This window comes from Pseudomonas sp. BO3-4, assembly GCF_034044115.1.
Lineage (GTDB): Bacteria > Pseudomonadota > Gammaproteobacteria > Pseudomonadales > Pseudomonadaceae > Aquipseudomonas > Aquipseudomonas alloputida.
Genome location: NZ_CP139018.1, coordinates 2,251,670 through 2,274,245 on the forward strand (window position 1 = coordinate 2,251,670; position 22,576 = coordinate 2,274,245).

The following is a 22,576-nucleotide window of genomic DNA, read 5'->3' on the forward strand; positions in this document are numbered from 1 at the left end:
TTGCTCCTCAGTGGCTGGCCGCTGTCGCGCCCATCTCGTTGACTTGCTGGAAGGTTGAGAAACGCTCGAGGCCGAACGGCTTGATCAGTTCAGGTACCTTGCCCCCGCTGGCGACGAGTTCGGCCATGGTCTTGCCGCAAATGGGCGTAGCCTTGAAGCCCCACGTGCCCCAGCCGGCATCCAGGTAATAGTTCTTCACCGGGGACAACCCCATGATCGGGCTGTAATCCGGAGTCATGTCGGTGATCCCGGCCCACTGACGCATCAGCTTGGCATTGGCCAAGAACGGGAACATCTCGATCGCGTGTGCCAGCAGGCTTTCTTTCAGGTCCAAAGTTGAGCGGGTGTTGAACAGCGGGTACGGATCCGAGCCACCGCCAAACACCACTTCGCCACGGCTGGTCTGTTGCACGTAGCAGTGCAGGGCAGAGGAGCTCACCAACGGGTCGAGGAACGGCTTGAACGGCTGGGTCACCATGGCTTGCAGAGGGAAGGTCTGGATCGGCGAGCGGATACCCGCTTTCTTCATCAACTGCGAACTCATGCCCGCCACTGCCTGCACCGCGCAGCCGCACTGGATGGTGCCGCGATTGGTTTTCACCGCCTTGATGGTGCCGTTCTCGATCACCAACTCTTGGACTTCAGTGAGCTGATGGATTTCCACGCCACGCTTAGCCGCCTGTTTGGCGTAACCCCAAGCCACTGCGTCATGCCGGGCAGTTGCGCCGTCTATGTGCCAGAGACCTGCGATCACCGGGAGATGCCCAGGGTCGAGGTTGAGTGTCGGCACGAGCTCACGAATCTGCTGACGGTCAAGCATTTCGGTGCGCCCGCCGAAGTGTTTGTTGACCTCTGCACGCTGACGGAACGAGCGCACGGTGGCGTCGGTGTGGGCGAGCGTCAGTTGGCCACGATGGGAATACATGATGTTGAAGTCGAATTCATTGGACAGCCCTTCAAACATCCGTACTGACTCGGCGTAAAAGCGCACCCCCTCGCTGGTGAGGTAATTGGAGCGGATGACCGCTGTGTTGCGCGCCGTGTTGCCGCCGCCCAGATACCCCTTCTCCAGCACCGCGATATTGGTGATGCCGTGGTACTTGGACAGGTAGTAGGCGGTTGCCAGGCCATGGCCACCGCCGCCGATGATTACCACATCGTAGGAAGGTTTGAGCGCCTTGGGAGCAGGCAAATCCACTTCGACCGGGTATTCAGAGCTGAGCCCGTATTTCAGGAGATTGAAAGGCATGCGGCCTCCGAGGAAACGCGTTGTGCATGGGCCTGCTGAACCGCAGCGGTAACGGTGTTCTTCATCAGAAAGGCAATGGTCATCGGCCCAACACCACCAGGAACTGGTGTGATAGCTGAAACTTGGGGCAGGGCGCTGTTGAAGTCGACATCCCCAACAAGCTTGCTGCGGCCATCCTCTTCAATGCGATTAATGCCGACGTCGATCACCACCGCTCCTGGCTTGAGCCAACTTGCATCGATCATCCGTGGTCGTCCGACGGCGGCAACGACAATGTCTGCCTGCCGGCACAGGGCCTTGGCATCGACGCTGCGCGAATGCACCACAGTGACCGAGCAATGCGCCCGCAGCAGCAGAGCGGCCATGGGTTTGCCGACGATGTTGGATCGCCCGATGACAACGGCGTGCTTGCCGCTCAGGTCGCCGCAAGCCTCTTCAAGCAGTTGCATGCAGCCGCTGGGGGTGCACGGCGTCAGCACATCGCGACCCTGGCTTAAGCCGCCGACATTTTCACTGTGAAACCCATCGACGTCTTTGCCCGGGGCAATGGCCTGTAACGCACGCGCTTCCTCGATGTGCTCAGGCAATGGGAGCTGCAGCAGAATGCCGTTCACGGCGTTGTCTGCATTCAAGTCTGCGATCAGCTGGAGCAGTTCACCCTGCGAGGTTTCCGCACTCAGGCGGTACTCGAGCGATTTGATTCCCGCTTCTTCTGCACGGAGGATCTTGTTGCGCACATAGACCTGGCTGGCAGGATCTTGCCCGACGAGTATTACAGCGAGCGCAGGGAAGACGCCGTCGGCGCTCAGTCGGGCGACCTCGTCTTGAACCTGCTTCAGCACACGGGCTGATGCCGCTTTGCCGTCAATCAGTTTGGAAGTACTCATCGGAAGATCACCGTTCTGTCTTCGTTGAGGAATACCCGATGCTCCAGGTGATATTTGACCGCTTTGGAAAGCGCCACGGTTTCAGTGTCGCGTCCGATGGCAACCAGGTCGTCTGGCAGGTAGGCATGATCGACGCGCTGGACTTCCTGCTCGATGATCGGGCCCTCGTCCAGATCGCTGGTGACGTAGTGAGCCGTCGCCCCAATCAGTTTCACGCCGCGCGCATAGGCCTGGTGATAAGGCTTGGCGCCCTTGAACCCGGGCAGGAATGAGTGATGAATATTGATCGCACGGCCCGATATCTGCTTGCAGAGATCATCAGAAAGGATCTGCATGTAGCGGGCGAGGACGACGAGGTCAGTCCCGGTCTCATCCACAACCTTCATCAGCGCTGCTTCCTGCTGAGCTTTGGTCTCCCTGGTCACCGGCAAGTAGATAAAACGAATGCCTTCGCGCTCGGCCATAGGACGTAGATCAAGGTGGTTGGACACGATGGCCGTGATGGTCATGTCCATTTCGCCCTTGTGGTAGCGATAGAGCAGGTCGGTGAGGCAGTGGTCGAATTTGCTGACCATCAGCAGTACGCGCATCGGCTGGCGAGTATCGTAAAGCTCCCACTGCATGCCGAAAGCTTGAGCGACGTCTTCGAAGCCGGCTTTCAGCCGAGCGATGTCGCCTTCGTGGCCATCGTTGAAACGAAACACCGCCCGCATAAAAAATTTGCCGCTCAACTCATCGTCGAACTGCGCCATCTCACCGATGTAGCAAGCGTTGCCTGCGAGGTAGGAGGTAACTGCTGCAACGATGCCGGAAGTCGCAGGACAGCTGATTTTGAGAATGAAATGGTTTTTTTCATGTTGCATGGTCAGTCCTCAGAGGTGCGCGGCGTGATTTCCGGCAAGTGATTCATCGGTGAAATGCAGATTCGCCCGTGAATAAATATTCTCTTAGGGAATTAAATATTCCGGATGGCGAATTTATAGGCGAATTCAGCCGACACGTCTACACGTATGGGAAAGATTTTTTACTGAAAGGAAATGTGGGGCGTGGGCGTGGGGAGGAGGGGAAGGCGAGTCCAGGTTCAGCCCGGACTCGTGGCAACCTGAGTGGTCAGGCCTCTGCGGGGGCGTAGTTCATGATCGACAGGAGGCGGATCGGGACGCTTATCAGTTTTTCCGGGCCGTGGGGAATGTCAGCATCGAATGTCAGGCTGTCACCTGCTTCCAGGTGATAGAGCTGGTTCCCGTGGCGGTAGACCATCTCGCCCTCCAGCAAGTGAAGGAACTCAGTGCCTGGGTGGGAGAAGGTCGGAAATTCCTCGCTAGCGTCATCCATGCTCACCATGTACGCCTCGAAGCTTTTCTTGGGCCCACGGGTGTGGTTCAGCAGGTGGTAGGTATGGCCTTTTTCCGTGCCACGGCGAACGACTTCCAGCCCTTCATCGCGTTTGACCAGAATCGCGCTGCTGCCTTGCTGGTCATACTGGCTGAACAGTTTTGACATCGGCATGCCGAGCACATCGCAAAGACGGCTCAGGTTTTCAAGGCTGGTCGACACCTGAGCGTTTTCAATCTTGCTAAGCATGCCCTGACTGATTCCAGCTATGCGCGCCACGTCCGCAAGCTTCAGATCCTGCGCTTGGCGCTGACGTTTTATCTGGATGCCCAGGTACTGCTCAAGCTTGAGCTTGGGTTGGCTTTCGTGTGTGTTCATGGCTTGCACTAATTCCGCACAGTAAATTTATTTTCGCACTGAGAATGTGCAAATGTGGCCGCGCCGGATAGGGTCGCTTGGCGTTATTCATCAAGGGAAAAATATTTTCCCATAAACAAAGCAGAAAGGCTCCCCTCGAATCGAGTTTTTCCGCGACAGCAGCGAGTTGGCAAGCTCATTGCATTCCTGATGGGAAATTAAGTTTCCTGTTCGTAATAATCAGATCGGGCGACTAATCGACCTCCCCACCACGAATTGCTACAGCCAGGAGTCATGTCCATGTTGCCACAAGAAACACAGCGCCTGATCGAGACACACGGGATCAAGTATGTCCTGGCCCAGTTCGTAGATATCCATGGTTCGGCCAAGACCAAATCGGTACCCGTATCGGGTCTGGAGATGGTCGCCGAAGCCGGGGCGGGGTTCGCAGGGTTCGCGATCTGCGGTATGGGCATGGAACCGCATGGCCCCGATTTCATGGCCAAGGGTGACCTGGCTTCACTCACGCCAGTGCCATGGCAGCCAGGTTACGGCCGCGTGGTATGCATTGGTCATGTTGAGAACAAGCCTTGGCCATACGACAGCCGCTACGTCCTGCAGAAGCAGGTGGAGCGATTGAGCGATCGTGGCTGGACGCTGAATACCGGACTGGAGCCAGAATTTAGCCTGTTCAAGCGCGACGGACAGGGCAAGCTGCAGATGGTCGACGCCAGCGATGATCTGGACAAGCCGTGCTACGACTACAAAGGCCTGTCCCGCTCGCGTGAGTTTCTTGAGCGGCTGACCGAAGCCTTGCAGCCAGTGGGTTTCGACATTTACCAGATCGATCACGAAGACGCCAACGGCCAGTTCGAGATCAATTACACCTACAGCAATGCCATGGAATCAGCTGATCGGTTCACCTTTTTCCGCATGGCTGCCGGTGAGATTGCCAACGACATGGGCATCATTTGCTCATTCATGCCAAAGCCTGATCCCAAGCGGGCGGGCAACGGCATGCACTTTCACCTGTCGATCAGCAGCGCGACCAACAAAAACTTGTTCCACGATGCGAGCGATCCGAGCGGCATGGGCCTGTCGAAAATGGCCTACCACTTCGCCGCAGGCCTTCTGGCGCATGGCCCAGCCTTGTGCGCCTTCGCAGCGCCGACGGTCAACTCCTACAAGCGCCTTGTTGTGGGCAATTCCTTGTCCGGGGCGACCTGGGCACCAGCCTTTATCGCGTTTGGCGCCAATAACCGCTCGGCCATGGTTCGTGTTCCGTATGGCCGCCTGGAGTTCCGCCTGCCGGATGCTGGCTGCAACCCTTACCTGGTCAGCGCAGCAATCATCGCGGCGGGACTGGACGGCATCGACCGCAAGCTGGAAATCGACCAGGTGTGCAACGAGAACCTCTACAAGTTGAGTCTTGAAGAAATCGCCGCGCGCGGCATCAAGACCTTACCTCAGTCGCTCAAGGAAGCCTGTGATGCCCTTGAGGCTGACCCACTGTTCGCCGAGGTACTTGGCAGCGAAATCGTGGGTGAGTTCATCAAGCTCAAGCGCATGGAGTGGGTGGAGTACAGCCGCCACGTCTCGGACTGGGAAGTGAAGCGCTACACCGAGTTCTTCTGATCTAGCCAGTTTAAACAACCCTTTCTGACACCCTGCCAATGGGTAGGGGGTCTTCTGCCCAGGAGTTAACGATATGTGTGGAATTGTGGGGCTATACCTGAAAAATCCGGCGCTGGAGCCCCAGCTCGGCAAACTCTTCGAACCCATGCTGGAAGCCATGACGGATCGCGGCCCCGACAGCGCAGGCTTCGCCATTTACGGCGATGAAGTCGCTGATGGCTGGGTGAAGTTGACCTTGCAAGCAGCAACCGATGACTACGACTTCAAAGCGCTGGTAGGCGCGCTTGAAGTCAAGCTCGCAGCGTCTTTGGACTGGTTCCAGAATGCGAGCGCCATCGTGTTGAAGATCAAGGCTGAGGAAGCTGCCATACGTTCCGCTTTGGCCGAGCTGGCCCCGGACGTGCGCATCATGAGCGCCGGCAAAAGCATCGAGATCCTCAAGGGCATGGGCTTGCCTAAAGAGATCTCCGAGCGCTTCGGCTTGGGTTCGATGAAAGGCAGCCACATCATCGGCCATACCCGGATGGCGACTGAAAGCGCCGTAACCATGGAAGGCAGCCACCCGTTCTCTACCGGCGCCGACTTGTGCCTGGTGCACAACGGCTCGCTGTCCAACCACTTCCGTCTGCGTCAGGAACTGCGCCGCGAAGGCATCCAGTTCGACACCGAGAATGACACTGAAGTCGCGGCCGGTTACCTGGCCTGGCGTCTGCAGCAAGGCGACAGTCTGAAGACCGCCTTGGACAGTTCGCTCGATGCACTGGACGGCTTTTTCACCTTCGCAATCGGCACCCGCAATGGATTCGCCGTGATCCGAGATCCGATTGCTTGTAAGCCCGCAATTCTTGCCGAAACCGAGGACTACGTCGCGATGGCTTCGGAGTATCAGGCGCTGTCGAGCCTGCCGGGCATCGAGAAAGCCAAGGTCTGGGAACCTGTTCCGGCCACCATGTACATCTGGGAACGCGAGTCGGCTTAAGGAGCACGCACATGAAAACCATTGATCTTGGCAACACCACCGTGCGTGACCTTAACCAGGCGCTGCACGATCAAGCAAAGACGCTTGAGGAAAGAGAATGGGTCGTCACTCACCCTGACGGCGCGCACAACATCGCGGTCGGCGTAAACGAAGCGGTTTCCGTGGATATCCAGGGGCATGCCGGCTACTACTGCGCAGGTATGAACCAGAAGGCTTCCATCACTGTGCACGGGAACGTCGGCGTTGGTTGCGCCGAGAACATGATGTCTGGCTACGTCCGAGTAAAAGGCAGCGCTTCGCAAGCAGCGGGCGCTACGGCGCATGGCGGTCTGCTGGTGATCGAAGGCGACGCCGGCGCCCGTTGCGGGATCTCGATGAAAGGGATCGATATCGTGGTCGGCGGCAGCATCGGCCACATGAGCTGCTTCATGGGGCAGGCGGGACGCCTTGTGGTATGCGGTGACGCCGGCGATGCGCTGGGTGACTCCCTGTACGAGACGAAGATTTTCGTCAAAGGAAAGGTCGAGTCGCTGGGTTCTGACTGCATCGAAAAAGAGATGCGCCCGGAGCACATTGAAGAGTTGCAAGCGCTTCTGAACAAAGCCGGCTTCAACGAGAAAGCCAGTGACTTCAAGCGCTACGGCTCGGCTCGCCAGCTGTACAACTTCAAAGTCGACAACGCCTCCGCGTACTGATTCAGGAGCAAGAAAATGAGCGAAAAAACCCCTCCAGTCCTGCGCGAGTCGGCCACCTTTGATCGTCTGACTATCCAGGAAATCCAGCGTGCCGCCGAGACCGGCATCTATGACATTCGCGGCGGTGGTACCAAGCGCAAGCTGCCGCACTTCGACGACCTGCTGCTGCTCGGTGCAAGCGTCTCGCGCTACCCGCTGGAAGGCTACCGTGAGAAATGCGGAACGGATGTAATCCTCGGTAACCGGTTCGCCAAGAAGCCGATCCACCTGAAAATTCCGGTGACAATCGCCGGCATGAGCTTCGGTGCATTGTCGGCCAATGCGAAAGAAGCCCTGGGGCGCGGCGCCACTATTGCAGGCACCAGTACCACCACGGGCGACGGTGGCATGACGCCGGAAGAACGCGGCCAATCCCAGCACCTGGTTTACCAGTACCTGCCTTCGCGTTATGGCATGAACCCTGATGACCTGCGCAAGGCCGATGCCATCGAAATCGTCTTGGGGCAGGGCGCCAAGCCCGGTGGCGGCGGTATGCTGCTGGGCATGAAGGTGACCGAGCGTGTTGCCGGTATGCGTACCTTGCCCATCGGCGTTGACCAGCGCTCGGCATGCCGTCATCCGGACTGGACTGGGCCTGACGACTTGGCGATCAAGATTGCCGAGATCCGTGAGATCACCGATTGGGAAAAACCGATTTACGTGAAAATCGGGGCCAGCCGTCCTTACTACGACGTCAAGCTGGCAGTGAAGGCCGGCGCCGATGTGATCGTGCTTGATGGCATGCAAGGCGGTACCGCTGCGACTCAGGAAGTGTTCATCGAGCACGTCGGTATCCCCATCCTGCCAGCCATTCCACAGGCGGTTCAGGCGTTGCAGGAGATGGGCATGCACCGCAAGGTGCAACTGATTGTCTCCGGCGGCATCCGTAACGGTGCAGACGTTGCCAAGGCAATGGCGCTGGGTGCCGATGCCGTGGCCATCGGTACGGCCGCATTGATTGCTCTGGGTGACAACCATCCACGCCTGGACGATGAGCTCAAGAAGATCGGCTCTGCGGCTGGCTTCTACGATGACTGGCAGAACGGTCGTGACCCGGCAGGTATCACCACGCAGGATCCGGAGCTGTCAAAACGTCTTGATCCGATCGAAGGCGGGCGCAGGTTGGCCAACTATTTGCGTGTTCTGGTGCTGGAGGCGCAAACCATGGCTCGAGCCTGCGGCAAATCCCACCTGCACAACCTCGACCCTGAGGATCTGGTGGCCTTGACCGTAGAATCCGCCGCTATGGCTCGCGTGCCATTGGCAGGGACTTCGTGGATTCCAGGCAGCCAGTACTGAGCATTACCTGATGCAGGAGCGCGTGTGCCCGTGGCGGCGATCTGTCTGCAACTGAATTGTTGTCTGACACGCCGCCGCCAAGGGCAAGTGCGCTCTTGCGTTCAGGCCATTCTTGATTTGACCCATCCAAGAGGCCTCAACGGCCCAGCGTTTCACCACCTCGCTTTCTGCCAGACACTTTTCCATTCATCGCAGGAGCTTCCACAATGGTTAATCGTCTACCCGGCAAATCACTTCTTGCGTTGCTCGCGCTCAGTGCATGTATACCGCTGGCACAGGCGGCTGATGCCCCAACATTGAACACCGGCAGCACCGCCTGGATGGTAACGGCGGCGGTTCTGGTGCTGTTCATGTGTCTGCCAGGCCTTGCGCTGTTTTACGGCGGTCTCGTGCGAGCCAAGAACATGCTGTCACTGTTCACCCAATGTTTTGGTATCGCCGGACTGGTGGGGGTGCTGTGGGTGGTTTATGGCTACAGCATGGTGGTCGATACCACCAACATGGTTGAGGGCGAGGTTAGCTTCAATAGCTTTGTCGGCGGGCTGAACCGCGCATTTTTGGCAGGCATGACGTCTGAAAGCCTGGTTGGCGACATTCCGGAAGGGGTGTTTGTTACCTTCCAAATGACCTTTGCCATCATCACTCCGGCGCTCATTGCCGGGGCTTTTGCCGAACGTATGAAGTTCTCGTCGGCGCTGCTGTTCATGGCCATCTGGTTCACCCTTGTCTACGCGCCAGTGGCCCACATGGTATGGGGTGGAGCAGGGGCATTGATGCACAACTGGGGCGTGCTGGATTTCGCTGGTGGTACTGCAGTTCACATCAACGCCGGTGTAGCTGCGCTTGCCGCCTGTTTGCTGCTTGGCAAGCGTAAGGGTTACGAAAACGCTCCAATGCCTGCACATAACCTGAGCCTCACGATGGTCGGCGCGGCGATGCTCTGGGTCGGCTGGTTTGGATTCAACATCGGCTCCGGCGGCGGCCTCACTGGCCTTTCAGGCATCGTGATGCTCAACACTCAGCTCGGTGCGTGTGCCGGTATTCTGGGCTGGATGTTCACCGAGTGGCTCAGGGTAGGTAAACCGAGTGCGTTGGGGCTAGCCAGTGGCGCCTTGGCCGGCCTGGTCGGGATTACCCCAGCCTGTGCGTATGTAGGGGTTGGCGGCGCGCTGGCAATCGGCCTGCTTTGTGGCGTGTTCTGTTATCTCAGCGTGACGGTGCTCAAGACGCGCCTGGGCTATGACGACAGCCTGGATGTATTCGGCTTGCACGGTATCGGCGGAATGATTGGCGCCGTGTTGACGGGCGTTTTCTGCGTGCCGTCGTTGGGCGGGTTGGTCGAGAACGTCACCATGGCTGACCAGGTGATCGCGCAGGTCAAAGGGGTGGCATTCACAACGGCCTACTGCTTCATTGCGAGCTGGATCATTCTCAGAGTGTTAAAGGCCGTCGTCGGGTTGCGGGCACATGACGCTGTTGAGGAAATGGGGCTTGACCTCGGTGAGCATAACGAGCGGGCTTACAACCACTAAGTGAGGAGTGCGCACCGGCAGTTTGCGCCCAGGAGAGTCGACAACTGGGGCCCTGGCATGGGGCGTAGGACGTGTACGATGCCTTGCACCTGATCAGCAGCCTGCTGAGCGGCAAGCAGCATAAGGATCATGCCGGGAGGTGGCGGCAATTATTGGCCGCCACCCAGGTGATTCCATTCGCTGTACGCCGACGTCAGACCTTGGGGAAGCCGAGGCAGATCATGTCTGATCTCACTCAGCGCATTGGGGCTTCGAATCCATTCCGTCAGCCATGCGATCAGCATCGGTCGGGTAGCGTTGCAGGGTGCGACTTGCTGTTCAAGCTCGTCGGCTATTGGTTCCAAAAGCGCCAAATACGCGTCCAAATCGGCAATTTGATTGACCAAGGTATTCTTCCTCTCTCAGATCCGGATGAGTGCTGGCTCTGATGCCCTCAATGCTCAAATTTCAGCAAGTGTGTGCCTTTTTTCTGTGCCTCAGGGCATGGCCCTGGTAAGCCAACGTCAGGCTCCAGTTTCTCAATTCCGAGCGAAGTTCGTCGATGAGCGCAGTTGAGTATTTCCAGGGCTGAACGCCATTTGAAAATCGGAACAGCCGCGTCGGGAGTGGCGATCCGCTTGCCCAACTGCAAGGGATCGCCAGTCCGGATGTAGCTAGGTGGGCGAACCTGCTTTGGTAGCAGACGCTGCGCTACGTAGGCTCCACACCCCCCAGGTCAAACCCAGCACGGCCGCGATCAACGATGCAGATAGCACGCCGAGTTTCGCTGCCCCAAGTGAGCCAGGGTCGACGAACGCGAGGTTGGCGATGAAGATCGACATGGTGAAACCGATGCCGGCCAGCAGCCCGACCAGGACAATGCTACGCCAGTTGACCTCGGCGGGAAGCACGCACCAGCCCAGGCGGACCATCAGCCAGCTGACGCTGACGATGCCCAACGGCTTTCCTGCTACCAGGGCGACAGCGACGGCGATCATGACCCACTGGGGGCCTTCAACGGACAGGTCGACACCCGAAAGGCTGACCCCGGCGTTGGCCAAGGCAAACACCGGCATGATGCCGAAGGCTACCCAGGGGTGCAGGGTACCTTGCATGCGCACCACCGGCGGTAGCAGTTCGCGCTGGGCCAGGCGCAGTCGTTTCAACGGGTCCATGAGGTCGCTGGCATCTTGCTCAGGCGCCTTGGCGCGCCCCAGCAATTCGCCGGTGAAGCGGGTAATGGCATCCAGTGGGCGCTCACGCATCGGCATCGCGGTCACAGGTGTCATCAGGCCCAGCACGACGCCTGCGAGGGTCGGGTGGGCGCCGGTCAACAAGATGCCCAGCCAGACGATCGCACCGGGAAGGACGTAGGCGTAGGCTGAACCCACACCGATCTTTTGAAGCCCGATCACCATTAGCAGGCCGATCAGTGCAACGCCGAAACCGGTGTAATCAAGGCCGCCTGAGTAGAAGAACGCGATGATCAGGACTGCGATGATGTCATCGATGATTGCCAGGGCGAGGAGGAACACACGTACGTTGGACGGGATCGACTTGCCGAGCAGGGCCAATACGCCCACCGCAAAGGCGATATCCGTCGCCGTTGGCACGGCCCAGCCTTGCTGGTCTGCCGACGCGTGACCAAAACTCAGGTAGAGGAGTGCGGGTACCGCTACGCCGCCGACAGCGGCTGCCATGGGGAGTGTGGCTTGGCGCAGGCTGGACAGTGCACCCTCGTGGATTTCGCGGCGGATCTCCATGCCCACGACCAGGAAAAAGATGGTCATCAAGCCATCATTGATCCAGAAATGCAGAGACTGCGAATAGACATGCGAGCCTACGCCGAACGTCAACGGCGTATGCCAAAGGGCTTCATAACTGTCGGCAGCCGGGGAATTCGCCCAAATCAATGCAGCGACTGCGGCAATCAACAGAACGATGCCGCTGACCGCTTCAATGTGCAAAAAGCGTTCAAGGTTGGCGAAGGCACGCTCAGCCAGTTTCTGGGCGCGAGGTAATTCTACTTTATGCATAGGCACAGGTACTCCCGCATGGCGGCCCGACCTGCGCTGTTCTTTAACCTGCCCCACTGCACCGTGCAGCTGGCACCCGTCCGGTAGTCTACCGAATAACCACTCTCAGATGAACAACAAGCGCCAAACCATTCACTCCCATGGGGCGTCGGTCTGGGATTTTTCCCTGCGGACGTTACGGTTTATGGTGATTTCCGAGCACGCGGGGCTTGGCGAACGGCAATTTATCCAACTGATCACCGCCACCTGCACATTGTGAAGACAGTGCGCTCGCCTTGTTTGCTTTCCTGGAGCATTTTCCGTTCTTCAGCATCATTGTCGTTGGGCGCGGTACTTAGGGTGGTCGTGTTCTGTCTCAAGGTGCTGTGCACGCTGCGACTTTGGGGTTCGGTAATGCCTTCGCCCAGCGTTCGACACCGTGCTGCCACGCGAGGGTAAAATCGAGCAGTGGCAGGCTGGCCCAGGCTACACCGCCTAGCCCACCGCAAAGGCGGGGCATGCGGGGAGTCCAGAGGTCTTCTGGCTGATTGGTTGTATGACCTCAGGCCTAGAATCGCCAGAAGGCCGGCGAGACAAGTACCAGTACGGTGAGGATCTCGAGCCGTCCAAGCAGCATGCCAACCGTCAGCAACCATTTCGCTGCGTCCGGCAACGAGGCGAAATTACCTACAGGCCCGATAATCGTCCCCAGGCCTGGGCCGACGTTGCACACCGCGGTGGCCGCCCCGCTCAACGCCGTCATCCAGTCGAGCCCTATCAGAGAGAGGCCAAGGGCGATGACTGCGATGGTGACGGAGAAGAAGAAGGAGAACGTCAGCAGTGACCGTACGATCTCTTCATCGATGGGGTGCCCATTGTATTTCTTCGAGATCGTTGCCCGTGGATGGATCAACTGCTTCAGGCTGCTGACAAGCAAGGCAGCGGCCACCTGGAAACGGAATATTTTCAAACCGCCGGCGGTGGAGCCTGAGCACCCGCCGACGAACGTCAGGTAAAAGAACAGCATGATGGCGAAGCTGCCCCAGAGCGTGTAATCACCCAAGGCAACGCCTGTGGTGGTCACCACCGAGGTCACATTGACCGCAACGATACGAAACGCATCCCACCAGGCCAGATCGCTGTGCAGGCAGAGCCAGGTTCCGACGGTGAGCCAGACGAAGACGAGAAAACCAATGAAACCGCGAACTTGATGGTCCGTGAGCAGGATGCGTCGATGGCCGCGCAGCGTGGCGACATAGAGTGTGAAGGGCAGGCTGCCGAGTATCATGATGACCACAGCTACCCAATGCACCGCAGGCTGTGGCCAATGAGCCAGCGAGGCATCCGAGGTCGAGTAACCACCGGTTGAAATCAGCGACATCGAATGATTGATGGCTTCGAACGGGGTCATGCCGGCAGCCCACAACGCCCCTGTTCCCAATGCTGTCAGGGCCAGGTAGACCAGCAGTATCATCTTGGCAGCCACATGCGAACGTGGCGTCACTTTGTCAGACCAATCCGAAGACTCGGTCTGGAACAGGCGCATGCCGCCCACGCGCAGCAGTGGCAGGATCGCCACGGCCATGCCGATAAATCCAATGCCTCCCAGCCAGTGCAGCAGGGAACGCCATATCAGTAGCCCCGGTGATGCACTGTCCAGGCCTGTCAGCACGGTCGAGCCGGTGGTGGTAATTCCCGACATGGTTTCGAAGAACGCGTCCGTGTAACTGATGTCGCGAATTAACACCATCGGCAGCGCCGCAAATGCACACACGATGACCCAGCTTGCCGTCGTGAGGAAATACATGTCCCTGGTCCGCAGTTGCGGTATGTCGGGGACGCCCCGGGCTACCGGAAGCAGGCCGACGCACAGAACGATCAGGCTCGACCAGACGAATGCGCCGAGGTCGTCGCTGCGGTCGTACCACAGCAACGTCAGCATCGGAATCACCATGCTGACGGCCAATGTGATCAGGAATACGCCAATAATGAAGGCAATGAAACGCAATGCAGGCAGCGGCATTGAGGGAGCTCGTTGGGACAGTGCCGGCAGTATTGCTTGCTTTACGGTAATGTCGAGTAAAAAAGGCGTAAAGTCGCGGTCGGGGATTTTGCACGCCGCTTTCTGGCTCTCGCTCGATGGCTTATTGGGCTGATCTCTACGCGTGTTCCCGTCTGTCAGCTCCCAAACGGTTGGAAGAGAGGCCTCAACGCCGCGCGCCCCCTTCGCGGGTTGGCGAAAACAGCGCAAGCCTTGTGTCGCGAAAGGGCTGCGGAGCAGCCCCTGGATTTCAGCGTGGATACACGAATTGCCGGGGCTGCCGTGCAGCGCTAGTGCGGCACTGTTGAGAGTGCCGCAGTGGGCATGGAAAGCCCGCGGGCTTTCTGGATTACTTGATCAGCGGCACGCCACTGAGTTTCTGCAGTTCGTCAAAGTCGATGTCCGCGCAGATTTCGACCACTTTCAGCCCTTCCGGTGTCACTTCCAGCACGGCCAGGTCGGTGTAGATGCGGCTGACGCACGCGATACCGGTCAGCGGGTAGGTGCACTCGGGCACCAGCTTGCTTTCGCCGGTCTTGGTCAGGTGGTCCATCATCACGAACACCTGGCGGGCGCCGGTGGCCAGGTCCATTGCGCCGCCTACGGCCGGGATCGAACCTTCGGCACCCGTGTGCCAGTTGGCCAGGTCGCCCTTGACCGACACCTGGAAGGCACCCAGTACGGCGATGTCCAGGTGGCCGCCACGCATCATCGAGAACGAATCGGCATGGTGGAAGAAGGCACCACCGGTCAGCAGGGTGACGTGCTGCTTGCCGGCGTTGATCAGGTCATCGTCTTCCTCGCCCGGCGCAGGGCTTGGGCCCATGCCCAGCAGGCCGTTTTCGCTGTGCAGGAACACTTCCTTGTCGCCCAGGTAGTTGGCCACCAGGGTTGGTGCGCCGATACCCAGGTTTACATACGCGCCTTCCTGGATGTCTGCGGCCACGCGTTGGGCCATCTCGGTGCGGGAGAGCTTTTTGGTGATGGTCATGGCAGGCCTCAGACAGCTTTGGCAATCGAAGAAGCGGCAGCACCGGTGACGGCGACCACGCGCTGGACGAAGATACCCGGGGTGATGATGTGTTCCGGGTCCAGTTCACCAAGTTCGACGACTTGGTCGACCTGGGCGATGGCGGTCTTGGCAGCCATGGCCATGATCGGGCCGAAGTTGCGGGCGGCCTTGCGGTAGGTCAGGTTGCCCCAACGGTCACCCTTGTGCGCCTTGATCAGTGCGAAGTCGGCGTGCAGCGGCATTTCCAGCACGTACATGCGGCCGTCGATCTCACGGGTTTCCTTGCCCTCGGCCAACAGGGTGCCGTAGCCGGTCGGTGAGAAGAACGCACCAATGCCGGAGCCTGCGGCGCGGATACGCTCGGCCAGGTTGCCCTGCGGGACCACTTCCAGTTCGATCTTGCCGGCGCGGTACAGTTCGTCGAACACGTAGGAGTCGGACTGGCGCGGGAACGAGCAGATCACCTTGCGCACGCTGCCTGCCATGAGCAGGGCGGCCAGGCCGATCTCGCCGTTGCCGGCGTTGTTGCTGATGATGGTCAGGTCGCGGGCACCGGTGGCAATGAGGCCATCGATCAGCTCGGACGGCATGCCAGCCGTGCCGAAGCCACCGACCATGATGGTCGAACCGTCGGTGATCCCTTCCACCGCGCTGGCGATGGACTCGTACGTTTTATTGATCAAGGCGAGCTCCTGGTTGTTCCTGGAGTTGTGGTTGTCGGGCTGGCCGGAGCGCGTGAAGCGATGGGGCCTGTCAGCACTTGAAATGGCTTGCTGACTTTCGCTATAGCGTGCCGCAAGATAGGGCAACAGTAGAGAGGGTTTGGCTGAATTTGTGCGATTATCGAACTGTTGTGCGATCTGCGAGCAGTTCTGGAGGCTATTTGTCTCATTTCAGTTGAATGCTTAAACCCCTCATTTTTGCCCCTGTCTGGTGCGCTCCGGGGTTTACCTGCCGGCACCTTGCACTGATGAAGTGCATCCACTCCGCGGGACGGCCGATTAATCACGCCTTCCGCCGTTGGCGTGCGACTTGCTATCAGATTGCCATTCGATGTCGCGTATGGTGAAGATAATGTCGCTTTCCAGTGGTTCGATGCAGTTATCGTCGAGTGAAAAGGGTTGGCTGCCGTGGTTTGGCAAAACCGGCAAATTCAGCATGGGCTGGGCGTGCCGCCTTAATCGGGCCAGTTACCCGCAGGTCGAGCAAACGTTCGAAGCCATCGCCCAGACCCGCGTGCAGTTGCTGCATGAGTGGGTGCGCGAGCAGTGGGAACACCTGGCCGACCTGGCCGAGCAGGTGGCGCCCGGGCTCGCTCAAGTCGATAGCGCAATGTTGCGCAACACGCTGGCCCAGGCTGAGGACTTTTCCGAGCTGTTTGTCGTCGATGCCCACGGCATCGTCATCGCTTCGACCTGGCCCCAGCGTGGCACGCCACGCATCGAGCACTTGGCAGCCCTGGCGCAAGGGCTGAAAGCACCGTTTCTGCACGGGCCCTACAGCGACCCGCTGACCTTGCAGGTCGGCCCGTCTTCCTCGCGCTTCCACGACGAAGTCACGTTGATGTTCTACCAGCCCCTGATGCACGAGGGCAAAGTGCTAGGTTGTTTGTGTGGGCGGGTGCCCAACGATGTGCTGGGTGACCTGATCCAGCGCGAGGCAGGGCACATTTACCCCGAGTCGGGCGACAACTACCTGTTCATGGCGCAATCGCGCTTCGACCCTGGCATACAGCCCGGTACCGCGTTGTCCCGCTCGCGCTTCGAGGACGCCACCTTCACCCATGGCGAAAACCTCAAGAACGGTGTGCACACCCCCTGGACCACCGTGCAGGTCCAGCGTCATACCGAGCTGGAGCTTCGTTTCACCGACCCTTCCACGCGGGAACTGCACCCAGGCGTGAGGGAGACGATCAGGCGGGGTGCCAACCTGTTCGTGACCTACCCCGGCTATTCCGACTACCGTCATGTGCCAGTGGTGGGCAAGGGCGTGACCTTCCAGTTGCCAGGCTCACCCGACCGCTGGGGCATGATGTGCGAGGCAGACCTGGAGGAGGTCTATCGCCGGCGTTCGCTGAGCTACGGGTTGATGAAACCCTATGTAGCGATCATGACGGGGCTGTTCGGCTGCAATTACTGGGTGCAGCACTATGCAGGCCTGCCGCAAGGGCTGACTGACGCGATCGAGGCCTTGAGCATGCTGGGCGCCACCTTGTTGTTCGGCGTGCTCGGGCCCAAGCGCCTGGCCGCCAGGTTGAAGGGCATGAGCAGTGTGCTGTGCACCATCGCCGAGGGTGAAGGCAACCTGCGCCAGCGCCTGGATACCAGTACCTTGGCCAATGATGAGAGCGGCGACATGGCGCGCTGGATCAACAGCTTCATCGACCGCCTGGACACGGTGGTCGGGCAGGTGGTCAAGGCCAGTCGCACGGTTGGCAGCACCAACCAGATGATGCTCGGGCGCAGCCAGGAGGCCAGCGTAAGCTCCGCCGACGTGGCCGACGCCGTGCACCAGATGATGATCATCATGGAAGAGCAACTCGGCGAACTGCAGCAGGCCTCGGTCAGCGCCGAGCAGATGAAACAGGCCATGGACGAAGTGGTCAGCCGCGCACGCGCGCAGTACCAGGCGGTGCAGGCGGGCACCCAGTCGATCCGCGATGTGGTGGCGCGCTCATCATCCAGCGTGCAGCGGCTCGACAGCCGCATGGTCGAGATCGACAACATCACCGGGTTGATCAGCGAAATCACCAACCAGACCAACCTGCTGGCGCTCAATGCCGCTATCGAGGCGGCGCGGGCCGGGGAGCATGGTCGTGGCTTCGCGGTGGTGGCCGACGAGGTACGCAGCCTGGCCGCACGCACCTCGCGTGCCGCCGACGACATTCGCCATATGGTCGAGAGCCTGCAGGGCGAAACCCGGCAGGCGGTAAGCTTCATGGAGCAGGGCGTGCAGGATGTCGACAACAGCCTGCGCCTGGCGGAGGACGCGTCTTCCGAAAATGTGCAACTGCACCAGGCGGTGGAGGGCATGTTCGCCATCATCCAGCAGCTCAACCGTCGCAGCGTGGAATACGGCAAGACGATCGAGCAGGTCAACCAGTCCTCCAGCGAGATGCGCCAGACCGCTCTGGTGCTGCAAAGCAGTGCGCAGAAGGTGAAGGTGGATGCTGGCAAGTTGCAGAAGCTGGTGGGGCAGTTCGAAGTCAGCGATGATGGCGAACGAGGCGTCGCTGCTTGAGTAACGCACCTGTCCGGTCATCGCCAGTTGATGATCGCCGTGGGGCTGGTGGCGGTGTTCATCCGTCGCCATGCTCGCCGGGCATACCCGCACGCCGATGCAGTTGTGCGTGGCGTTGCTGCTGATCAACGTTGGCTGGGTGCAAGCTCACGCCGCTGATCAGCATCTCGTCGATGGGCGCATTGCCCCTGAAACAGCCGCTGCCTGGCTTCATTCAGCCCTTGGCGATGGGCTCCGGCAAGCCTTTGACGCCTGGGTTCAATGCGAATACGCCACCGGCCAGGGGCTGGTCGCTCAGGTCGATGCCTTGCGGGCGAATCGACGTCACGAACAACGTTTCCAGTTGCGGGCCACCGAATGCGCACATGGTAGGTTTCTTCACCGGTAGCGGCAGGGCGCGGTCCAGCTTCCCGTCGGGAGTAAAGCGCAGTACCTGGCCGGCATCGATCGCACAGATCCAGTAGCAACCTTCGGCATCTACCGCAGCCCCATCCGGCCGGCCGGGGTGCTGGTTCATGTCGACGAAGACCCGGCGGTTGTGCGGGCTGCCGCTGTCGATGTCGTAGTCGAAAGCCCAGATCATCTGCACGCTCGGGTGTGAGTCGGAGACGTACATGGTTTTGCCGTCCGGGCTGAACGCCATGCCGTTGGGAACGGACAATGTGCCCAGCCGTGCCTGCAATGGCCCTGCCGTGCCATCTGCCATCGCGTCATACCGGTACAAGGCACCCACCGGCTCGGCGGCCATGCTGGTTTGCATCGTACCGGCCCAGAAGCGCCCCTGGCGGTCACAGCGCCCGTCATTGAAGCGCATGCCGGGCCTGGCGTGTTCGACACTGGCACGCTTGCCGGCCAGCAGACGGCCGTCCGCCTGGGGGGTGAGGTGGAAGATCCCGCTCTCCTGGGCCCCCAGCCAATGGCCTTGGTGGCTGCGGGCAATGCAGCCTAGCATTTCGTCTGCGGTCCAGTGGTGGGTCTGGCCGTCCGGTTGCCAGCGGTGCAGGCGGCCTACCGGAATGTCCACCCAGTACAAGGCATTTTCCTGCGGGTGCCAGACCGGGCTCTCGCCCGTGACATTGCGTGCATCGATAATCAGTTCGGCTGTCATGGAAGCATTCTGCACTCTATCGGGGGTCAGTCGCCAAAAGGTCCGGCAGCGGTGAAGGCGCCACCTTGCAGATGAGCAGTCGGGTCATTCGCGGCGGGTTTCGGCTGCTGCTCCAGTGCCGGGCGGAAGCGTTCGGCACTGTCCTTCGGGTTGAAACCCAGGTGCGCGGCGTAGCGGTTGCTCCACCACAGGTCGCGGTTGGCGGAGACGCCATACACAACGGTGTGGCCAACGTTCTCGGCCAGCAATGCGCGCTCCACCAGGTGTGCCAGGTCGCCATAGCTCAGCCAGGTGGACAACATGCGCACATTGCGGGGTTCGGGGAAGGAGGAGCCGATACGCAGGCTGACGGTTGCGATGCCGTAGCGGTGGAAATAGAACGTTGCCAGGTCTTCGCCGTAGGCCTTCGACAGCCCGTAATAGCAGTCCGGCCGGCGCGGCGAATGCGCATCCACTTTTTCGCCCTGGGGGTAAAAGCCGGTGACGTGGTTGGAACTGGCAAAGACCACACGTTTGATCCCGTGCTTGCGGGCAGCCTCGTAGATGTGGAAGGTGCCGATGATGTTCGCTTGCAGGATTTCTTCGAAAGCGCGTTCGGTAGAGATCCCACCCAGGTGCACGATAGCGTCTACACCGTTGGCCAGGGCCAGTACGCCGGCCTTGTCCGCCAGGTCGCAATGGATAACTTCTTCATGCTCGTCCTCGGCCGGTGTCATTGGGCTGATGTCCGATACGCGCACGATGTCGGCGTGCGCTTGCAGTGCTTCGCGAAGCACGTGTCCGAGCCCGCCGGCAGCACCGGTGAGCAGCAGGCGGTTGAAGGGTTTGCGGGTGGTCGTGGTCATTGTACTGGGGCCTTTTACTGAAATTGCATGAAGGTGCCGTGCAGGAACGACACCGGCATGGGCGGGCGATAGCCCTTACAGGAAGTTGTACTGGATACCCAGGCGCCAACGGGCCTGGCGATCGTCCGTGTAACTGTTGACCTTGATGTCGCCCACCTCCATGAACGGTGCCCACTGTTTGTTGAGCTTGTACTTGATGATCAGGTTCTGCTCGTAGTCGCGCTTCTTGTTGTCGTAGCGGATGTAGTCGGTGGTGAAGTGGATGTACTGGTATTCGAATGCCCACGGGCCGCTGGGGGTATAGCCGAGCCAGCCTTCAAGGCGGGTGGTGTTCTGGTTGTCCTTGGCGCGGTCCGGCTTGCTGTGGTCAATCTGGTCGCGGTCGAGGTTGCGTGCGTCGTGGCGCACGCGGGTGGCGACGTACCAGGTGTCGCTGAGCTTGTAGTTGTACTTCAAGCCGAACTTGTAGGTGGTCGCATCCTTGGTGCTGTCCATCTGGAAGGCTGGGGTCCAGGTCGACCGGGGGCTCATCTTGTAGTTGTAGTCCACGGTGAACTCATGGCCGTTGTTGACCATGTTGTCGTAGGCGACGTCTTCGCGGTCGCCGGCAGTCTTGTATTTGATTTCTGCGGCAAACCCCAGGCCGCTGTCCTTGCGGTAACTCAGCTTTATCCGGTCGGAATGAATGCTGTCATCTTCGGTGAACGTGTGCCGGTAGTTGATGCTGGCGGAGTCTGCGCAGGCGTAGAACGACAGGCCGAGCGTACTGGCGGCGATGAGGCGGCGAAGTGTGATGTTCATGCGATCTCTTTTTTTGTTTTTGTTGAGGACGTGATGAGGCGGGTGAGCAAGGTGGTCGAGGTGGTCAGCGCTCCGTGATTTTTAAAATAAGTTATCGTACGACTGTGGAGCTGTCTACGAATTATTGAAATGTTGTCTGATCACATTGCTTGATGGCTCTATTAGGCGTGTTTCAAGGGTGTGTTTGCTTTTCTTTCGGGGTCTCATGATTGCTGCAGGCATCATGAATCGGAGGTTTTATCGGGTTTTAACTGGCGCTTTTCAAATGTTGTATGATGACGTAGGATGGCCCCAGAGCGTGACTCACTCGCCACAAATCCAATAAGAAGGCTCAGACGTCCATGATCATTACTGCTGTAACCGTCCAGGTATTTTCCTACCCCACGCGCCGCGCCGTAGACAGCGCCGGCCATGCCCACCCAGGTGATGTGACCCAGGCCAGGATGGCCCTGCTGCGCATCAGGACCGAGTGCGGCAGCGAAGGCTATGCGCTGGGCGCACCCGAGCTCATTCGCCCTTATGTGCTGGATAATTTCGTGCGCAAGGTGCTGGTTGGCGCCAATGCCTTTGACCGCGAAAAAATCTGGCACGACCTGGCGCACTGGCAGCGCGGTAGCGCCAGCCAGCTGACCGACCGTGCCCTGGCGCTGGTCGAGCAGGCGCTGTGGGATTGGGCCGGTCGCAAGCTGAACCTGCCGGTGCATAAGCTGATCGGCGGCTACCGCGACAAGGTGCCGGCCTATGGCTCGACCATGTGCGGCGATGAGCTGCCCGGCGGTCTGTCCACTCCGGAAGAGTACGGTCGCTTCGCCGAAACCCTGGTCAAGCGTGGCTACAAGGCGATCAAGCTGCACACCTGGATGCCGCCGGTGTCGTTCGCGCCCAGCGTGAGCATGGACATCAAGGCATGCGCCGCCGTGCGCGAAGCCGTGGGGCCGGACATTGCGCTGATGATCGATGGCTATCACTGGTACAGCCGCACCGAGGCCCTCACTATCGGCCGTGCCCTGGAGAAGCTCGACTTTGCCTGGTTCGAAGAGCCAATGATGGAAGACTCCGCCGAGTCCTACGCCTGGCTTTCCGGGCAGCTGGATATCCCGGTGCTAGGCCCGGAAAGCCTCGGCGGCAAGCACCTGAGCCGGGCGAGCTGGGTCAAGAACGATGTGTGCGACATCCTGCGTGCGGGGGTTGCCGGTGTGGGTGGCATTGCACCGTGTCTGAAGGTTGCGCACATGGCCGAATCGTTCGGCATGGATTGCGAGATCCATGGCAACGGCGCCGCCAACCTGGCGGTCGTGGGGGCAATCAAGAACTGCACCTGGTACGAGCGCGGTCTGCTGCACCCATTCCTTGACTACGACGAGGTACCTGCCTATCTCAAGCGTCTGGTCGACCCGATGGACGAAGACGGCTATGTGCACCTGTCGAACTTGCCTGGCCTTGGGGAAGACATCGACTTCGACTACGTCGAAACCAATACGCTGCAAAGCTTCTGATTCGTGCATGGCGGCACGCGTCGCTGCGTGCC

At 59.6% G+C, this 22,576-nt stretch carries 20 protein-coding genes and 2 pseudogenes; 10 read left to right on the plus strand and 12 right to left on the minus strand.

Annotated elements, in window-relative coordinates; all coding sequences use genetic code 11:
• Positions 1–7: 7 nt before the first annotated feature.
• The 4 genes from REH59_RS10180 to REH59_RS10195 all read right to left on the minus strand — a co-directional run bounded on the left by REH59_RS10180 (position 8) and on the right by REH59_RS10195 (position 3,849).
• Positions 8–1,249, minus strand: coding sequence for an FAD-dependent oxidoreductase (locus REH59_RS10180; RefSeq protein WP_003251155.1), 1,242 nt, complete (start codon positions 1,247–1,249; stop codon positions 8–10).
• Positions 1,231–2,136 carry a bifunctional methylenetetrahydrofolate dehydrogenase/methenyltetrahydrofolate cyclohydrolase FolD gene (gene folD / locus REH59_RS10185; protein WP_003251154.1) on the minus strand — a complete coding sequence of 302 codons (906 nt, stop codon included), beginning with the start codon at positions 2,134–2,136 and terminating at the stop codon, positions 1,231–1,233. The genes REH59_RS10180 and folD overlap by 19 nt, the downstream gene beginning before the upstream one ends.
• Entirely contained in the window at positions 2,133–2,999 is an 867-nt protein-coding gene (gene purU / locus REH59_RS10190) for a formyltetrahydrofolate deformylase (protein WP_014860152.1), read from the minus strand. The genes folD and purU overlap by 4 nt, the downstream gene beginning before the upstream one ends.
• Before the next feature lie 247 nt (positions 3,000–3,246).
• Positions 3,247–3,849, minus strand: a complete 603-nt coding sequence (locus tag REH59_RS10195) for a helix-turn-helix domain-containing protein (protein ID WP_003251150.1) — start codon at positions 3,847–3,849, stop codon at positions 3,247–3,249.
• A 279-nt stretch (positions 3,850–4,128) separates the two neighbouring features.
• Here REH59_RS10195 and glnT point away from each other — a divergent pair, with 279 nt between their 5' ends.
• The 6 genes from glnT to REH59_RS10225 all read left to right on the plus strand — a co-directional run bounded on the left by glnT (position 4,129) and on the right by REH59_RS10225 (position 10,435).
• The gene (glnT, locus tag REH59_RS10200) at positions 4,129–5,463 is read left to right on the plus strand and encodes a type III glutamate--ammonia ligase (RefSeq protein ID WP_003251148.1); all 1,335 of its coding nucleotides are present in this window, start codon (positions 4,129–4,131) and stop codon (positions 5,461–5,463) included.
• Between the two features lie 73 nt (positions 5,464–5,536).
• A complete protein-coding gene (locus REH59_RS10205) occupies positions 5,537–6,442 on the plus strand; it encodes a class II glutamine amidotransferase (RefSeq protein WP_014860154.1) in 906 nt (301 codons plus the stop codon).
• Positions 6,443–6,453: 11 nt separating this feature from the next.
• Positions 6,454–7,137 carry a protein glxC gene (locus REH59_RS10210; RefSeq protein ID WP_003251145.1) on the plus strand — a complete coding sequence of 228 codons (684 nt, stop codon included), beginning with the start codon at positions 6,454–6,456 and terminating at the stop codon, positions 7,135–7,137.
• Positions 7,138–7,152: 15 nt separating this feature from the next.
• Positions 7,153–8,475: an FMN-binding glutamate synthase family protein gene (locus REH59_RS10215; protein WP_003251143.1), complete on the plus strand. Its 1,323-nt coding sequence runs from the start codon at positions 7,153–7,155 to the stop codon at positions 8,473–8,475.
• Positions 8,476–8,681: 206 nt separating this feature from the next.
• The gene (locus tag REH59_RS10220; protein WP_004577297.1) at positions 8,682–10,007 is read left to right on the plus strand and encodes an ammonium transporter; all 1,326 of its coding nucleotides are present in this window, start codon (positions 8,682–8,684) and stop codon (positions 10,005–10,007) included.
• A 71-nt stretch (positions 10,008–10,078) separates the two neighbouring features.
• Positions 10,079–10,435 (plus strand): hypothetical protein, encoded by a 357-nt coding sequence (locus REH59_RS10225; protein ID WP_128573652.1) that lies wholly within the window; start codon positions 10,079–10,081, stop codon positions 10,433–10,435.
• A gap of 225 nt (positions 10,436–10,660) precedes the next feature.
• Here REH59_RS10225 and nhaA read toward each other — a convergent pair whose 3' ends face one another.
• Positions 10,661–12,022 carry a Na+/H+ antiporter NhaA gene (nhaA, locus tag REH59_RS10230; RefSeq protein WP_003251136.1) on the minus strand — a complete coding sequence of 454 codons (1,362 nt, stop codon included), beginning with the start codon at positions 12,020–12,022 and terminating at the stop codon, positions 10,661–10,663.
• Positions 12,023–12,131: 109 nt separating this feature from the next.
• On the opposite strand from nhaA, the gene REH59_RS10235 reads away from it, so the two are divergent.
• Together REH59_RS10235 and REH59_RS28750 are read left to right on the plus strand one after the other, a co-directional pair.
• Positions 12,132–12,281, plus strand: coding sequence for a hypothetical protein (locus tag REH59_RS10235; RefSeq protein ID WP_014756020.1), 150 nt, complete (start codon positions 12,132–12,134; stop codon positions 12,279–12,281).
• Positions 12,280–12,373: pseudogene (locus REH59_RS28750) on the plus strand (hypothetical protein); the annotation flags it as partial. The gene REH59_RS10235 and the pseudogene REH59_RS28750, both read left to right, overlap by 2 nt.
• Before the next feature lie 55 nt (positions 12,374–12,428).
• Here the strand turns inward: REH59_RS28750 and REH59_RS10240 are convergent.
• The 4 genes and pseudogenes from REH59_RS10240 to REH59_RS10255 form a co-directional block, all read right to left on the minus strand.
• Positions 12,429–12,521: pseudogene (locus REH59_RS10240) on the minus strand (DUF1850 domain-containing protein); the annotation flags it as partial.
• A gap of 48 nt (positions 12,522–12,569) precedes the next feature.
• Positions 12,570–14,024, minus strand: coding sequence for a TrkH family potassium uptake protein (locus tag REH59_RS10245; protein WP_003251133.1), 1,455 nt, complete (start codon positions 14,022–14,024; stop codon positions 12,570–12,572).
• Between the two features lie 367 nt (positions 14,025–14,391).
• Positions 14,392–15,033, minus strand: a complete 642-nt coding sequence (locus REH59_RS10250) for a 3-oxoacid CoA-transferase subunit B (protein WP_003251131.1) — start codon at positions 15,031–15,033, stop codon at positions 14,392–14,394.
• An 8-nt stretch (positions 15,034–15,041) separates the two neighbouring features.
• On the minus strand, positions 15,042–15,737 hold the full coding sequence (locus REH59_RS10255) for a 3-oxoacid CoA-transferase subunit A (RefSeq protein ID WP_003251128.1): 696 nt from the start codon (positions 15,735–15,737) through the stop codon (positions 15,042–15,044).
• Positions 15,738–17,643: 1,906 nt separating this feature from the next.
• On the opposite strand from REH59_RS10255, the gene REH59_RS28755 reads away from it, so the two are divergent.
• Positions 17,644–18,294 carry a methyl-accepting chemotaxis protein gene (locus REH59_RS28755; RefSeq protein ID WP_370626975.1) on the plus strand — a complete coding sequence of 217 codons (651 nt, stop codon included), beginning with the start codon at positions 17,644–17,646 and terminating at the stop codon, positions 18,292–18,294.
• Between the two features lie 214 nt (positions 18,295–18,508).
• Here the strand turns inward: REH59_RS28755 and REH59_RS10265 are convergent, their stop codons facing one another.
• The 3 genes from REH59_RS10265 to REH59_RS10275 form a co-directional block, all read right to left on the minus strand.
• A complete protein-coding gene (locus REH59_RS10265; protein WP_014860159.1) occupies positions 18,509–19,402 on the minus strand; it encodes an SMP-30/gluconolactonase/LRE family protein in 894 nt (297 codons plus the stop codon).
• A 26-nt stretch (positions 19,403–19,428) separates the two neighbouring features.
• The gene (locus REH59_RS10270) at positions 19,429–20,247 is read right to left on the minus strand and encodes an NAD-dependent epimerase/dehydratase family protein (RefSeq protein ID WP_014860160.1); all 819 of its coding nucleotides are present in this window, start codon (positions 20,245–20,247) and stop codon (positions 19,429–19,431) included.
• A gap of 75 nt (positions 20,248–20,322) precedes the next feature.
• Positions 20,323–21,048 (minus strand): oligogalacturonate-specific porin KdgM family protein, encoded by a 726-nt coding sequence (locus tag REH59_RS10275; protein WP_012051859.1) that lies wholly within the window; start codon positions 21,046–21,048, stop codon positions 20,323–20,325.
• Between the two features lie 341 nt (positions 21,049–21,389).
• On the opposite strand from REH59_RS10275, the gene REH59_RS10280 reads away from it, so the two are divergent.
• Positions 21,390–22,544: a mandelate racemase family protein gene (locus REH59_RS10280; protein WP_014590404.1), complete on the plus strand. Its 1,155-nt coding sequence runs from the start codon at positions 21,390–21,392 to the stop codon at positions 22,542–22,544.
• Positions 22,545–22,576: the final 32 nt, after the last annotated feature.